Source organism: Streptomyces sp. NPDC059037, from assembly GCF_042740015.1.
In the GTDB taxonomy this organism is placed as follows: domain Bacteria; phylum Actinomycetota; class Actinomycetes; order Streptomycetales; family Streptomycetaceae; genus Streptomyces.
The window spans coordinates 1-14,307 of sequence record NZ_JBHYIG010000258.1 but is presented as its reverse complement, the minus strand read 5'-3'; the positions used below and the strand labels follow the sequence as shown (position 1 = coordinate 14,307).

At 69.9% G+C, this 14,307-nt stretch carries 13 protein-coding genes and 3 pseudogenes; 6 read left to right on the top strand and 10 right to left on the bottom strand.

Translation table 11 applies throughout. From position 1 onward, the window contains the following. On the top strand, nt 1-472 hold a 472-nt coding region (locus tag ACFWY6_RS36170; RefSeq protein ID WP_384699744.1), incomplete at its 5' end, for a M15 family metallopeptidase. Between the two features lie 8 nt (nt 473-480). On the opposite strand, the gene ACFWY6_RS36165 is transcribed toward ACFWY6_RS36170, so the two are convergent. Then, nucleotides 481-1,365: an NAD(P)-dependent oxidoreductase gene (locus ACFWY6_RS36165; protein ID WP_384699742.1), complete on the bottom strand. Its 885-nt coding sequence runs from the start codon at nt 1,363-1,365 to the stop codon at nt 481-483. Between the two features lie 49 nt (nt 1,366-1,414). Between ACFWY6_RS36165 and ACFWY6_RS36160 the strand changes: the two genes are divergently transcribed. Next, a complete protein-coding gene (locus ACFWY6_RS36160) occupies nt 1,415-1,822 on the top strand; it encodes a MerR family transcriptional regulator (RefSeq protein ID WP_361820550.1) in 408 nt (135 codons plus the stop codon). A 35-nt stretch (nt 1,823-1,857) separates the two neighbouring features. On the opposite strand, the gene ACFWY6_RS36155 is transcribed toward ACFWY6_RS36160, so the two are convergent. Then, the gene (locus ACFWY6_RS36155; protein ID WP_384699740.1) at nt 1,858-2,304 is read right to left on the bottom strand and encodes an anthrone oxygenase family protein; all 447 of its coding nucleotides are present in this window, start codon (nt 2,302-2,304) and stop codon (nt 1,858-1,860) included. A 109-nt stretch (nt 2,305-2,413) separates the two neighbouring features. On the opposite strand from ACFWY6_RS36155, the gene ACFWY6_RS36150 reads away from it, so the two are divergent. Then, nucleotides 2,414-2,998, top strand: coding sequence for a TetR/AcrR family transcriptional regulator (locus ACFWY6_RS36150; protein ID WP_384699738.1), 585 nt, complete (start codon nt 2,414-2,416; stop codon nt 2,996-2,998). A gap of 586 nt (nt 2,999-3,584) precedes the next feature. Here ACFWY6_RS36150 and ACFWY6_RS36145 read toward each other — a convergent pair. Together ACFWY6_RS36145 and ssuE are read right to left on the bottom strand one after the other, a co-directional pair. After that, nucleotides 3,585-4,458 (bottom strand): annotated as a pseudogene (locus ACFWY6_RS36145) (LLM class flavin-dependent oxidoreductase); the annotation flags it as partial. A gap of 57 nt (nt 4,459-4,515) precedes the next feature. Continuing rightward, nucleotides 4,516-5,028 (bottom strand): annotated as a pseudogene (gene ssuE / locus ACFWY6_RS36140) (NADPH-dependent FMN reductase); the annotation flags it as partial. 410 nt (nt 5,029-5,438) lie between these two features. Here ssuE and ACFWY6_RS36135 point away from each other — a divergent pair. Beyond that, nucleotides 5,439-5,664 (top strand): annotated as a pseudogene (locus ACFWY6_RS36135) (LysR family transcriptional regulator); the annotation flags it as partial. A gap of 2 nt (nt 5,665-5,666) precedes the next feature. Here ACFWY6_RS36135 and fxsT read toward each other — a convergent pair. From fxsT to ACFWY6_RS36115, 4 genes are all read right to left on the bottom strand, one after another. Further along, the gene (gene fxsT / locus ACFWY6_RS36130; protein ID WP_384699736.1) at nt 5,667-8,150 is read right to left on the bottom strand and encodes an FxSxx-COOH system tetratricopeptide repeat protein; all 2,484 of its coding nucleotides are present in this window, start codon (nt 8,148-8,150) and stop codon (nt 5,667-5,669) included. 241 nt (nt 8,151-8,391) lie between these two features. Next, nucleotides 8,392-9,150, bottom strand: a complete 759-nt coding sequence (locus ACFWY6_RS36125) for a TIGR03943 family putative permease subunit (RefSeq protein WP_384699734.1) — start codon at nt 9,148-9,150, stop codon at nt 8,392-8,394. After that, nucleotides 9,147-10,181, bottom strand: a complete 1,035-nt coding sequence (locus ACFWY6_RS36120; RefSeq protein WP_384699732.1) for a permease — start codon at nt 10,179-10,181, stop codon at nt 9,147-9,149. Before ACFWY6_RS36120 ends, ACFWY6_RS36125 begins: the two co-directional genes overlap by 4 nt. Before the next feature lie 147 nt (nt 10,182-10,328). After that, nucleotides 10,329-10,931, bottom strand: a complete 603-nt coding sequence (locus tag ACFWY6_RS36115; protein WP_384699730.1) for a TetR family transcriptional regulator — start codon at nt 10,929-10,931, stop codon at nt 10,329-10,331. Between the two features lie 46 nt (nt 10,932-10,977). On the opposite strand from ACFWY6_RS36115, the gene ACFWY6_RS36110 reads away from it, so the two are divergent. Continuing rightward, nucleotides 10,978-11,973 (top strand): SDR family NAD(P)-dependent oxidoreductase, encoded by a 996-nt coding sequence (locus ACFWY6_RS36110; protein ID WP_384699729.1) that lies wholly within the window; start codon nt 10,978-10,980, stop codon nt 11,971-11,973. On the opposite strand, the gene ACFWY6_RS36105 is transcribed toward ACFWY6_RS36110, so the two are convergent. Both ACFWY6_RS36105 and ACFWY6_RS36100 read right to left on the bottom strand, forming a co-directional pair. Further along, nucleotides 11,963-12,784, bottom strand: a complete 822-nt coding sequence (locus tag ACFWY6_RS36105; protein ID WP_384699727.1) for an alpha/beta fold hydrolase — start codon at nt 12,782-12,784, stop codon at nt 11,963-11,965. The two genes, ACFWY6_RS36110 and ACFWY6_RS36105, sit on opposite strands and share 11 nt — an antisense overlap. A gap of 30 nt (nt 12,785-12,814) precedes the next feature. Beyond that, nucleotides 12,815-13,651: an alpha/beta hydrolase gene (locus ACFWY6_RS36100; protein WP_384699725.1), complete on the bottom strand. Its 837-nt coding sequence runs from the start codon at nt 13,649-13,651 to the stop codon at nt 12,815-12,817. A gap of 201 nt (nt 13,652-13,852) precedes the next feature. On the opposite strand from ACFWY6_RS36100, the gene ACFWY6_RS36095 reads away from it, so the two are divergent. After that, complete coding sequence (locus ACFWY6_RS36095) at nt 13,853-14,164, top strand: hypothetical protein (protein WP_384699723.1); 312 nt, start codon at nt 13,853-13,855, stop codon at nt 14,162-14,164. The last annotated feature ends 143 nt before the right edge of the window (nt 14,165-14,307 follow it).

The window sequence follows — 14,307 nt, the reverse complement described above, 5'->3', positions numbered from 1 at the left end:
GCTGCTGCCCGACGGCCTGCGCTTCCTGGTCACCGAGGGGTATCGCCCGCTCGCGCTGCAGATCACGTACTTCGAGGATTACGCCGCCGAGTTGAGGAAGGCCCACCCCGACTGGTCGGACGTCCATCTGCGCCGCCAGACGAGCCGCTCCCTCTCGCCTCCCGAAGTCGGCCCGCACGTCGCGGGCGCCGCGGTCGACCTCACGCTGTGCACGGCCTCCGGCGCCGAACTGGACCTCGGCACCCCGGTGAACGCCAGCCCCGAGGAGAGCGACGGCGGCTGCTACATGGACGCCGACGGCATCTCGGCCGCCGCCCGCCGCAACCGCCGCACCCTCACCGCGGCCCTGGCCACGGCGGGCCTGGTCAACTACCCCACGGAGTGGTGGCACTGGTCCTACGGCGACCGCTACTGGGCGCTGGCGACCAACGCGCCGGCCGCCCAGTACGGCCCGATGACGTACGAGGGCTAGCGGATCGGTCAGGCCTCGCGGGGCCTGGCGAACTCCTCGATCAGGACCGCGTACTCCTCTCCACCGTGTCCGGCGGCGATCGAGCGGTCCGCCATCGCCTTGATCAGCTTCGGCAGTTCGGCGTTGACGCCCAGGGCCTCGCTCTCCTCGATCAGGTGGTCCATCGACCGGACGTGGGTCTCCAGGGAGGCCACCTCGGCCCGGTAGGAGCCACTGTCGATCTGCTCGGCATGGCCGGGCAGCCACTCGGCGACACCGGCGGCGATCTGCCGTGCGAACGGCGCGTACGTCGCGGCGTCGACGCCGGCCGTCTTCAGCATGGCGGTGCCCTGGAGCCAGGCGTTCAGGATGCTCCACATCATGGCAAGGCCTGCCACGTCGTACAGGGACGCCAGGCCGTGGTCCGCACCGAGGTGGTCGACGGTGCCGAGCGCGGCGAGTGTCGCCTTGTGTGCCTCGAAGTCCGATGCGGGCCCGCTGTGCAGAATCACCGCGTCGGCGGTCCCGATCCCGGACGGGACGGCCATGATGGCGCCGTCCAGGTAACGGGCGCCTCGCTGCTCGGCCCATCGGGCGGCTTCCCGGGCCTGGGCCGAGTCGCCCGAGGTCAGGTTGATCAACATGGTGCCGTCCAGGTCGACTTCGTCCGGACCGAGCAGTTCGCGCATGGCCTGGTAGTCGGTGACGCAGATGATCGTCAGAGGGCTCGCCTTGAGCGCGGCGTCGACGGTCGGCGCCAACAGCGCGCCTCCGGCGACCAGTTGGTCGGCCTTGGAGGCCGTGCGGTTCCACACGGTGGTGGGATGCCCGGCCTTCAGGAAAGCGCCGGCGAGCGCCTGGCCCATCAGTCCGAGTCCGATGACGGTAACGGGTGCTGCGGTTTCGTTGTTCATGGCAGCATCGTCAACGTTGATACCGGTATGAAGGTCAAGCGAGGTTTTGATGCGGATCGGGGAGCTGGGCCGTCGGACGGGCGTCAACGCCCATCAGCTGCGCTACTACGAGGCCCAGGGGCTGCTTGAGGCCGACCGGCGCGCGAACGGCTATCGCGAGTACGACGAGAACGCCGTGCTGCGGGTGAAGCAGATCCGGCATCTGCTGGGTGCAGGCCTGTCCTCCGAGGACATCGCGTACCTGCTGCCCTGTGCGGTCGGAGAGGCTCCGGAGCTGCCCGGGTGCCACGAGCTGGTGGCCGCGATGCGGTCACGGCTGCGGCGACTCGACGAGCAGATGGAAAGCATCGCCCGCTCCCGCGCCGCTCTCGCCGACTACATCGATGCGGCCGAGCAGATGGGCGGCGACAGCTATCCGCCGTTGGACGGTGCCGAGCAGGATCCCGTCCCCGCCTGAGCCGCGGCCCGGACCGTGCGCCCGGCCGTGGCCGCTCAGACGAGGGCCGCGGCGAACAGCGCGAAGGCGAGCACGATGATGCCGACGCGGACGTAGTGGAACCGGTCCCACTTCCCCACCTGCTGCTTCCAGTCCGCGGGCGCGCCCTCCTTCGACCACGTCGCGACGCGCGAGTTGATCGGCACGAGCAGCAGCACCGACATGACCACGCTCACGACGAGCAGCGCGGTGCCGGCGGTGACGAGCGCCGTGCCGTCGTCGCCCCACGCCAGTGCGGCCCAGACCACGCCGAGGACGACCGAGCAGATGTACCAGAACGGCATGACGCGGCCGAGGACGCGTGCCCCGTCGCTGCGGGCCGCGAGCCCGCCGTCGTTGGGCAGCCGGTCGAAGATCGGGTTGACGAACGCCGCCACCGCGAACTCCACGCCCACCATCAGCCCGACCACGACGACCGCGACGACGGCCAGGGTGTCCTGCATGTCCCCTCCAAAGGGAAAGCTTCTACAAGGCAGGACCTAGCGGCGCTAGGTTCAGATGCAATGCTAGACATGTCATTGCTCCATTGTCTAGCGCTGCTAGAATCGGGTCATGTCGGTACGCGAACGCAAGGAACGCGAGCGAGCCAACCGCCACAGGCTGATCGTCTCCACGGCCCGCGAACTCGCCGAGGCGCACGGCTGGGACGCCGTCACCACGCGCCGGCTCGCCGAGCTGATCGAGTACAGCCAGCCCGTGCTCTACAGCCACTTCCGGGGCAAGCGGGAGATCGTGGGTGCGGTCGCGCTCGAAGGGTTCGCCGAGCTGACGGGCGCGCTGCGCGCCGCGGTGCCGGACGGGCCCGCGGGACGCGACGCGGTGGCGCGCCTTGCGCGCGCCTACACGGACTTCGCCGCACGCAATCACGCCCTGTACGACGCGATGTTCATCCTCGACAACGGCCTCCCCTTCGCCGACGAGACCACCCCCGGACCGCTGCGCGAGGCGTTCCAGGCCCCTCTGGACCCGCTCGTCGACCACGCGAACCCCGACGAACCGGGCCTGTTCGTCGAGACGTTCTGGGCCGCGCTGCACGGCCTGGTCACCCTCACCCGCGCCGGACGCCTGCCCGCCGAACGGGTCGCCGACCGCCTCGCGCTCCTGGTCGACCACTTCGTTCCCCGGGGCATAGGTTGACCCGATGGGCCTTTTCGACAAGCTGACCGGCATCAGGCGTCCCGACGCAGGTGTCGCACCCCGCTCGGCCGGGGACGTCCGGGCGGCGCTCCTCGCGCTCAACGGTCCGGACGTGCCGTACGCCGTACGCGACGCGACCCCGGACGAGGGCGCCGACCTGGTCGCCGAGTGGCGGATCCTGGAGCCTGCCTGGCGCACCTTCTTCGTCCGGACCCAGCTGGACCGGACCGTCAAGACGCGGATGCGCCTCGACGCCAAGGACCATGAGGTCCGTGCCGTCGACGAGCAGTGGGAGGTCACCTGGTCCGGGGAGACCCCGCGCCTCGCGCTGTCGCGCGAGTACTCCCGAGGGCAGGTGACCACGGTCTCCCGCCAGTGGAAGCTCGAACGGGGCACCGACGGCGGCCTGGAGAAGACCGAGGTGTTCCGCTTCGACCCCGCAGAGATGAAGGATCCCCTGCGGGGCGCGGTCCTGGGTGCGGGATGGACGTGGCGTGGAGTGGTGTTCAGACTCTGACCGCCGAAGGGCCCGGGAGTCGCCTCCCGGACCCTTGCGCTGTCGTGTCGCTACGAGGCGAACGGCACCGCCGCGCTCGGCAAGCAGCGGCAGCACGCCCTCGCCGAACGAGTACGCCTCCTCCACGTGCGGACAGCCGGACGGTACGAACTCGGCGATGCCCAGGGCGTGGTACTCGGCGATGCGGTCGGCGATCTCGGTGGGGGAGCCGACCAGGGCGGTGCCCGCGCCACCCCGGACGAGGCCGATGCCCGCCCAGAGGTTCGGGTAGATCTCCAGGTGCTCGGTGGAGCCGCCGTGCAGCGCCGGCCTGCGCTTCTGGCCGTCGGAACCGGAGCGGGCGAGCCCCTGCTGCACGTTCTCGATGACGGCCGGGTCGATCCCCGACAGGAGCCGGCTCGCCTGCGCCCAGGCTTCCTCCGCGGTGTCGCGGGCGATGACGTGCAGCCGGATCCCGAAGCGGACCTCGCGGCCCTCGGCCCTGGCGAGCGTACGGATCCAGCCGATCTTCTCGGCGGCCTGGGCGGGCGGCTCGCCCCAGGTCAGGTAGACGTCGCTGTGCCGGGCGGTGACTGCGCCCGTCGCCTTCGACGAGCCGCCGAAGTAGACGGGCGGCACCGAGTCGGCGAGGCGGGTGAGGCGGGCCTGCTCGACGAGCTCGTGCTCGCCGTGGAAGTCGACGCTCTCGTCGCGCCACAGGGAGCGGACGATGTGCAGGAACTCGTCGGTGCGGGCGTAACGGGCGTCCTTGTCCAGGGAGTCGCCGTAGGCGCGCTGCTCCTGGTCCTCGCCGCCGGTGACGACGTTGAGCAGCAGCCGTCCGCCGGAGTGCCGCTGGTAGGTCGCCGCCATCTGCGCGGCGAGCGCGGGCGCGACAAGGCCCGGCCGCCGGCCGGTCGCCGCCGGCCGAACCAGTGGGCACGCCGTGGCCGCCGACGACGATATGACGGCTGTCGCCGTTGGGGCGGCGATCCGGTTCCGGCTTCGGAGGCGACGCGCGGAAGCGGTCGACGGCCGGGCCGAGACCGGCGTCCGCGTCGGGCGCGAGGGTTACGCTCCCGTCCTCCGCGGCCGTGATGTGCCGGTCCAGGACGAACCACCCCTGGGCGACATCGGTGCCGAGCGAGGTGAGAACGGGACGCAACGCGTAGTCGACGGCCAGGACATGGGCGGGGGAGCCGCCGGTGGCCAGCGGCAGGACGCTCTTGCCGCGCAGCGCGTACTGCGGAAGGAGATCGAGGAAGGTCTTCAGAACTCCCGAATACGCGGCCTTGTAGAGCGGCGTGCCCACGAGCAGCGCATCGGCGCCCTCCACGAGCGTGACGGCATCGGCGACGGCCGGATGGGAGGTGTCGGCGGAGAGCAGCGCGTCGGCGGGCAGTGTCCACGCGTCCAGGGCGTGCACCTGGTGTCCCTGGGTGGCCAGTTCGCGGCCAAGATGCTGGACGAGACGCGCGGTGCGTGAGAAACCGGGGGCGGAGGCGCTGCCGGTCAGGGCGAGGACGGTGGCCATGGTGGAGGTCCTTCGGGTACGCGGCCGCGAGGGCCGTACGAGTCAGGGGGAGAGGGGCGCGCGCAAGCACCGGACGCGCAGGGGGAGTTCGACGCGTACGGGCGATGGGGCGGGGGCCGGGCAGGGCGCGCGGACGGTCAGGCGGCGGGCCTGACGGGCAGCCGGTCAACAGGCCCTGAGAGAAAGGAAGTCACGGCGTACGAGCCGTACGCGCGTATGCCCGGCGGATGCTCAGCGGCCAGGGCGACAGCAGGCGCTGCACACCCGCGCGAGGTCGACGTGACGTCGCCGCGTGAGATGGTGTCGCACTGCATTCATGTGCTCGAATCAAGCATCTGCCTGGGCGGGCGTCGAGTCGCCCATCACTGAGCCCCGGCAGGTTTCCCTGCAACAGAGCAGGTCCAGGGAGGGTGCAGGGGACGCATACGGAGCAACTGGAGTGCATCGAGCAGTCACGCGACTGGGCTCGCTGCGGGCGAACTCCACATCTCCCAGCCCGTGTTGAGCGAGACCGTACGCAACCTGGAGCGCGAGCTGGGCGTGTCCCTCCTGGACCGCCACCACTCCGCGGCGAAGGTCAGCGATGAGGGCCGCGAGCTGCTCCCGCATCTCATCGGCGTACTTTCCGCTGGTGACTTCTAAAGTGGCAGGGGGTCGACATAACAATCGGCCCGGGCCAGGTCGGCCAAGTCCGTGACCGCCGGATGTGTGGCGCTGAGCTGCATCCGCAACTCGTCCAGGATCGTGCTGTGCAGCGCGTCGCACTCGTCGTTGCGGTTGAGGGCATGCAAGTCGAGGGCTCGATTCGCAGCTGCGCACAGCGTCGACGGGTGCGCGCGTCCCAGAACGTCGGTGCACAGTGCGAGAGTCTCCGTGCCCAGTGCGAGTGCCTCCTCGTGGCGCTCGAGTGCCGCCAGATCACTGGCCTGGTTCGTAGCCACGACCAACGCCAGTGGGTGTCGCTCGCCCAGCTTCTCGCTCAGCGCCGCGTGAGCGCGCAGATCCAGCTCGTATGCCTCCAGTGGCCGCCCCTGCAGCCGCAAGATGATGGCGAGGTTGGCCATCGCCGAGACAGTGTGCGGATGCTGCTCCGTAAAGATTCGTTCATACCGATGGCAGCAGACGTCGGCCAGTTCCCGGGCTTGGTCCAGCTGCCCGTCGTGCCGCAGATCTACCGACAGGCCGATCGATGCGGCGATCGCGTCCGGATGCTCCTGCCCGAACCGGCTGACCGTCACCTCCCACACCTCTTGCGACACCTCTAAGGCAGCGCGGTGGTCGCCGGCTTTTCGGCGGGCCACCGCCAGGACGCGTTTGGAGTGCAGGACAGCCGCGTTGTCCGCGGGGAACTGCTGCTCGTATGCGGCGACGACCTCCTCCTGCCGATTGCGGGCGTCGGCGTACCGGCCGAGTTCCCGCTCGTCTAACGTCAGGCCGACCCGGGTGAGCAGGGTCAGTTCGTGATCGCTGCCGAAAAGTTCCTGCTTCAACTCCCATGTGGTGCAGTCAAGGTCGTACGCATCCTGGAACCGGCCGACGAGCCGCAGACATACAGCGAGGTTGTGGGCCGCGTTCAACGTCGCCGGGTCGTCCTCACCGAACGCCGCCCTCGCCTGCTCGTACACCCGCCGTGTCAGTGCGAGCGATTCGTTGAAGTCACCTTTGACACGCAGGTCGGCGGCAACGGCACCCATCGCGTCCAGGTGTCCTTCCTGGGCCTTGGCCACCGGAACTCTGGACGGCTGGTGAACGGACTCGCAAGCCGCCAGCGTCACCGTGTTGACCGCGGCTGCCTCCTTGTAGCGACCCATGGTGAAGAGGATCCAGCCGAGCCAGAATGCCAGTGAGAGCGTCTTCTCGTCGTTGGGTCCAAAGAGTTCACGCGCCGATTCGTACGCCGCCTCGGTGAAGCGGAGTGCACTCTCGTGATCGCCCCAGCGCTGGAGGTATTTGGCGATGTTGACCACCAGCCTGTGCACCCTCGGATCCGTGGAATCGACGGTGGTGGCGGCGAGGGCATGCGGGTACAACACGGAGTAGCGTCGCCACGTGGCGTTGGACTCCGGATTTCGTGGATCGGCAGAGGCCAGCAACAGCTGCGCGGCGCGTTTCATCTGTTCCTTCTGATGTGGCGTCATGCGGCTGATAAGAACGCCTTGCACGAGCCGGTGGATCTGAATCGAATTGGTGCGCAGATCCACCCGCGCCAGTGAGTACCTCTTGATCTCCCGGATGGCCCGGCTCAGCCGCAGCGGATCCGCGAGCGCTGCGTCAAGTTGCGGGGCGATCGAGCCGTGGTGCACTTGAGAGAACAAGTCACGGGGAATCGGCTCGGGCGCCAAATAGGCGCAGACTTGCAGGAGCTGGATGGCTTCGGAGTCCGTCCGCTCGACATGGTCGAGGGACACGTTCCAGGCTGTCGCTATCGACTGCTGGTACGCGTGCGGCGCGGACTCGGACAGTAACTCGTTGTGCTTTTCCTCGAATAGCCGCAAATACTCCTGCACCGGCATCCCCGTCTCGGCCCTCCAAGCCGCGGCCTGTTCGACGGCGAGGGGCAGGTCACCCAGCACGTCCGCGAGCAGTTCGGCTTCTTCCTGGGCAATTTCGGGGTCACGCTTGTTGAGAAGATCGATGCTCTCAGCGCGGTCGAAGATGTCCAACTCCAGACAGCGCGCCACGTTGTCCCAGTGGGGGTTCCGCGAGGTGATCAGGACTGCGCCGGAGCCGGAATTGGGAAGGAAGGGTGTGAGGGTCTCGGCATCCTCGGCGTTGTCGAAGACGAGCAGCCAGCTGCTGTACGGCTCTCCGCGGCGCAGTGCGTCCAGAACGGCCGATACGGTTCTGGTCGGCTCGGATCCGTGGGTGATGCCGATGCGTGAAGCGAGCTGGGCCAGGGCGTTGATGATGCCGGAAGTGCGATCGCTCGGTATCCAGCAGATCAAGTCGTAGGCGCTCCGATGCAAGTAGACGTACTCGACGGCCAGTTGGGACTTGCCGACACCGCCAAGTCCGTACACGGTCTGCGGCAGAACTGCTGCCGTTCCGCCGCATTCCATGTGTTCTGCCAGCTCGGTGAGCTGTCGTTCCCGGCCGGTGAAATTCGGGTTCCGTGGGGGCACATTCTCCCAGACCGCCGGGGAGGGCGTAGAGCGCCGGGGCGGCATCTGCGGCCGAGGCGGGGCTCCTGGAGGGATGGGCGCGCTGGTCATAGATCTCCCTCAGGTTCGAATACCGGCGTGGAGAGCACGAACGGTTCGCACCTCCGGTGCGCCCAAAGTCATGTGCGCCGACATCTGCCTTCGTCCTGTCAGGCTGCCAATTGTCCCGCATGGAGGGGTAGTTGGGCGACTGTGGATCCGATCAAAGTGCCGGCGCCCGGTCCAGATAGGGACTCGGCGGTTCGGGGATCCGCTCGAGCGATGCGACGTCCAGGGCGAGGGCGGCCGACGAGGTGCCCAGGGTGCCCTTCGGGTGCCAGGTGCCGGTGACCTTCACCCAGGTGTCGGCGGGCGGAGCCTTGGCGCCGTGCACGGTCACCGTCAGGGACTGCGAGTCCGCGGCGCAGCAGGCCACCACGAGGCGGGTCAGTTCCCAAGTGCCGCCCTTGCCGGGGGTGACGAACCCCGACATCAGGACCGTACGTCCCTTCAGGCTCTTCTTGTCGTCCTGTTGGGCCCGGCCGATGAACTCGGTCAGTGAGAGCGGGGCGGGTCCGTGCGCCGGCAGCGGTTCGAAACGGTCGTAGTCCGCGACGACCTTCGGGCTGTCACGGGCGGCCGTGTAGGAACCGAGGGCGGGCGGCGCGAAGAACAGCAGCGCGAGCGCGGGCGGCAGCAACAGCCAGGCGACACGGGGGCCGTGGGTGTGGTCGTGGCCGTGCGCGCCGTCGCTCGGCGGCTCGGCCTCGAGGTCGGTCTGCGCGCGGCGCCGCCCGGCGAAGGGCAGTCCGTCACGTACGACACCCAGCAGCCCCACGCCGACCAGGACGAAGCCTGCGATGACGAGGAAGGGGAGCAGGCCTTCCTTCACGTACCGCAGCGCGAGGTCGTCGAAGAGGGCGGCCCGCAGCACGGCGACACCGGTCAGCAGGAGCAGCACTGCCTGGAGATTCCGTTTCACAGCAGCCACCATCCGGTCAGGGCGGTGCAGGCCACGGCCGTCAGTGCCGTCACCGTCGAGAACCGCAGGGCGAAGGCGCGGCCGAAGGTGCCTGCCTGCAGGGCGATCAGCTTGAGGTCCACCATGGGGCCGACGACCATGAACGCGAGGCGGGCCGTGGGGGAGAAGCCGGTCAGTGAGGCGGCCACGAAGGCGTCGGCCTCGGAGCAGACGGCGAGGACGATCGCGAGCGCCGCGAGGAAGAGCACCGAGAGCCAGGGCGATCCGGCGAAGGTGTCGAGGACCGAGCGCGGCACGGTGACGTTGAAGGTCGCGGCGGCCATGGCGCCCAGCACGAGGAACCCGCCGGCGTGCAGGAAGTCGTGCTGGAAGCCGAGCCGGAACTCCTCCCGGCGGCTGTGTCCGTGCTGGTGGCCGGTGTGCCGGGACGGCATCCGCAGCCATTCTGAACGCCCGAGCCGCAGCCAGAGCCAGCCCATGGCGGCGGAGGTGGCGAGTGAGGCGATCAGGCGGGCGGCGACCATCTCCGGGTTGCCGGGGAAGGCGACCGCGGTGGAGGCGAGCACGATCGGGTTGACCGCGGGCGCGGAAAGCAGGAAGGCGAACGCGGCGGCCGGTGTGACCCCGCGCCGGATCAGGCTTCCCGCGACCGGCACCGACGCGCACTCGCAGCCCGGCAGGACCACGCCCGCCGCGCTCGCCACGGGCACCGCGAGCGCGGGGTTGCGGGGGAGCATCTTGCTGAACACATGCGCGGGGACGAAGGCGTTGACGGCCCCGGAGATCAGCGTGCCGAGCACCAGGAAGGGCAGGGCCTGCACCGTGATCGCCAGGCAGACGGTCTGCCAGGCCCGGAATCCCGGGTGGGTCAGCCACTGCGCGCCGCCCATGGCCCAGCCGAGTGCCAGGAGCAGCGCCACGGAGAGGACGCCGGTGGCGACAAGGCCGGGGACGGGGCTGCCGTTCGGCGGCTCGGTCGGCGCGGGGTCGGGACCGGTCGGCGGTCTTTCGATCAGCTCCGGGTTGCGCACATTTTCTCCGATTTTTGGGCCGAGGGCGTCACGATAGCGAGCCGGTCGGTCCCGGTCCGGGATTTCGGCGGGCCGTGTGCCCGAGGTCGGGGCGCACCTGCCGGGGCGGACCAGCTGCCGCGTGCCGCGCCGAACGCCGTGCGGTCCTCAGGGCCGCAGTGCCGCGAACGCCCGGTCGACGAGCTCGGCTCGGTCCGCCGCGCCGCCCGAGCGCAGCCACTCCCGGTCCGCCGCGTCAAGTGCCGCGGCCGCCGACGAAGTCAGGACGTCGGCGGTGAAGGCGTCCAGCTTCGTGTCCGGGCGCTGTGCGAGGGCATCGGCGACCTGGGCGCGCATCGCGTCACGCCGCTGGTGCAGCCGGGCCCGCAGTGACGGCGTGGCCTCGATGAGCGTGAGCTCGGCCAACTCCTGCCCGGAGCCGTGGATCCGCTGCTGCCATGCGCGCAGCACCTGATGGAGGCAGTCCCACGGTGCCTCGTCGGCGGGGCGGCCGCGCACCTCGTCGGCGATTTCCTCCGCCATCGACTCGACGGCGCCGAAGACCACGTCCTCCTTGGACGGGAAGTACCGGAAGAAGCTCCGCTTCGACAGTCCCGCGGCGCGGGCGATGTCCTCGACGGTCGTCTCGTCGAAACCGCGCTCAGTGAACAACTCAAGGGCGAGCGCGGCCAGTTCGGCCCGCATGGTGCGTCGGGCGCGAGCCCGAAGACCGCCGCTCTCCGGGCTCTCGGTGCTTGCTCGGCTATCCATGCACCGGAGTTTACTTTGATTCACCTACTGCCTAACATGTCACCGAGTGACGCATTTTCGGAAGGCGGACATGGAGGCGGAGGTGGAGGCGGGCATGGCGACCCTGCATGGCACGACCGCGCTGATCACCGGCGGCACCGGAGGCATCGGCAAGGAAACGGCCCGCGGACTTGTCAGGCGTGGCGCGCACGTGATCCTGGTGGGCCGCGACCCCGGGCGGGCCGCCGACGCCGTGCGCGAGCTCCGACATGAGGCCGGCGGCGGTCGGGTGGAGGCGGTGGCCGCCGACCTGACGCTGCGTGCCGGGCTGCGGCGGGTCGCCGACGCGGTGGACGCCGGACATGCCGGGCACGCCGGACTCGACGTACTCGTCAACAACTTCGGCATGAACCCGGCCGAGCGCCGGCTGACCGCCGACGGGGTCGAGACCGCCTTCGCGGCGAATGTCCTCGCGCCCTTCGCCCTCACCCGGCTGCTCATGCCGAACCTGCGGAAGTCGCCCGCCGCGCGCGTCATCAACCTCACCGGCGGCATCCCGCGCGGCCCCGTCGACCCGGCAAACCTCCAGGCGGAGAAGGCCTTCATCGGCTGGACCTTCGGTCAGTACAACCACACCAAGGCCCAGCTCATGGCGGTGAGTTACGAGTACGCGCAGCGGACCGCGGACGACGGCGTCACCGTCAACGTGGCCTACCCCGGACACGCCTACACGCCGGGCAACCAGGCGACACCGATGCGCGCGTTCCCCCGTCTGTACCGACCCGCCGCGCCGCTCGTCCGGCTCCTCGGGCCGATCCTGCTCGCCGACCTCGCCAAGCCCGCCCGGTCCAGCATCCACCTCGCCACGAGCCCGGAGGTCGCAGGTGTCACCGGCGCCTACTTCGACACCCGCTGCCGCCGTGTCCCGTGGCCGGACTTCGCCACCGATCCCCGTACCCGCGAGGCCGTGTGGTCACTGTGCGAGCGGCTGTACGTCCAGGGCGAGTCCGGTGAGTTGTCGGGTGAGTCGTCGGGTGAGTTGTCGGGCGAGTTCAAGAGCTGAGGAACTCAAGCAGATCCGTGTTGAAAGCCTCCTCGAACGAGCCCGTCAGACCGTGCGGAGCGCCCGGGTAGACCTTCAGGGCCGCGTCCTTGACCAGGTGAGCCGACTTGTGGGCCGAGGCCACGATGGGCACGATCTGGTCGTCGTCGCCGTGCGCGATCAGCGTGGGCACGTCGACACGGCGCAGGTCCTCGGTGAAGTCCGTCTCGGAGAACTCGCCCACACAGTCGTACGCCGCCTTCACGCCGGCCTGCATGCTCTGCAGCCAGAAGGCGTCCCGTGTGCCCTGCGACACGGTCGACCCCGGCCGGTTCGCGCCGTAGAAGCTCTCGCTCAACTCCCGGTAGAACTGCGAGCGGTCGGTGCGCACGCGTTCCCGGATGGTGTCGAACACCTCGCGGGGCAGGCCCTCCGGGTTGGCCGGTGTCCGCAGCATGAGCGGCGGAACGGCGCCGAGAAGCACCACCTTGGCGATCCGGTCGGTGCCGTGCCGGCCGATGCTGCGGACGACCTCCCCGCCGCCCGTCGAGTGCCCCACCAGAACCGCTTCCCGCAGATCCAGGTTCCACACGAGCTGCGCGAGGTCGTCGGCGTAGGTGTCCATGGCGTTGCCCTGCCACGGCTGGCCCGAACGGCCATGGCCGCGGCGGTCGTGCGCGATGGCGCGGTAGCCGCTCTCGGCGACCAGGCGCAGCTGGTTGTCCCAGGCGTCCGCGTTGAGCGGCCAGCCGTGGCTGAAGACGACCGGGCGGCCCTCGCCCCAGTCCTTGTAGTGGATCGTGGTCCCGTCGACGGTGGTGAACGTGCCCATGCGGGTGTCCTCTCGGGAGGCCGGGGGCGGTCAGACGAAGCGGCGCACGAAGGCCAGTGCCGTGTCGGCGACCTCCTGCCATCGGCTGTCGATGATCAGCGCGTGGTCGCGGCCCGGCAGCTCGGTGATCTCCGTGACGCCGGAGTTCTGCTGCTGCTTCTTGTACGCGCCGTTGGCGAGCGCCCAGGGCACGGCATGGTCCTTCTCGCCGGAGATGATCAGGAGCGGGCCGCGCCGGGGATTGCGGCAGTCGACCTTCACCTCGGTCCACGGATTGAGGTTCGCGGCCGCGGCCTGGAACGGCGGCGCGCACGGGGCGGGGACGGCGAACTTCTCGTACAGCTCCCTGGCCTCCCGCTCGCTGACCGCGTTGGCGTACGCGTAGCGGAACTGCTCGAAGGTCAGCGGGAGTGCGCGCTTCCGGTTGGCCGGGTTGGCGATCATGGGGCGCAGGGAGCGCAGTGTCGACAGGGGCAGCGCCATGATGCCGCGGAACGGCGCCGGATCGATCGCCACCGACACGGCGCTGAGCCCACGCCCCGCGAGGATCTGCGTGAGCAGCCCGCCGACCGAGTGCCCGACGACGGCCGGTTTGCGCTCCAGGCCGTCGATGAGCCCGGCGAGATGGTCGGCGATGCGTCCGACGGTCTTTCCCGCGAAGGCCTCGGGGCGCTCCCTGGCCTCGGACACCGTGTCCGGGTCGTCGGGCCAGGACAGCGCGACGGGCACATACCCGGCCGCCTCGAAGTGCGCGGTCCACAGATCCCAGCTGCCGGGCAGCATCCACAAACCGTGCACGAACACGACGGGCACGCGGTCGGTCGCTGCGTTGGCCCGGTCGATCTGCTGTGCGTCGTTGGGGGGCATAGCCCGAAGTTACGGTCGCAAGTCCCCCGGCGATATAGGGCAGTTGACGGGTTGGCCGGTGTTGCATGGTGCTTGTCCGGTCTACGGCGAGGGTTTACCCGATGCCCAACCAGGAGTTGACGCCACGGCGCGGGGCCTGACCTAGCTTCGGTGGTGGCCGGGATGACCTCCGGCTTCCGTGAACCGAAGGGGGAAGAACCGATGAAGCGTGTGATCGCCAGTACGTTCGCCGTCGTCGCGCTGGCAGCCTCGGGCTTGACCGCCACCGCGGCGACAGCGTCGGCGGCACCGGACGACACCCGGGCCTTCCGGTGTCAGCTGGTGTGGAACGACAACAACACCGCGGGTGTGAAGTGCACCGGCGGCGGAGCCTTCATCGCCGTCGCGAAGTGCAAGAACGGCAAGTGGGCCCAGGGTGCGAAGGCGGCCGCGGGGACCACCTCGTACGCCTACTGCACCTCCGTCAATTCGAGCCTGAAGAAGCCCGTCGAGGCCTATGGCGCGCGGGCCTGACAGGGGTTCAGGAGCGTAGGGAGGCGGGCCGGCCCCCCCCGCCCCCCCCCCCCCCCCCCGGGAGGGGGGGACCCCCCCCGCGGACCGGGCGCCCCCCCCCGCGGCCCCGGGCGGGTGGTCCCCCGGGGGTGCGGCGGCCCCCC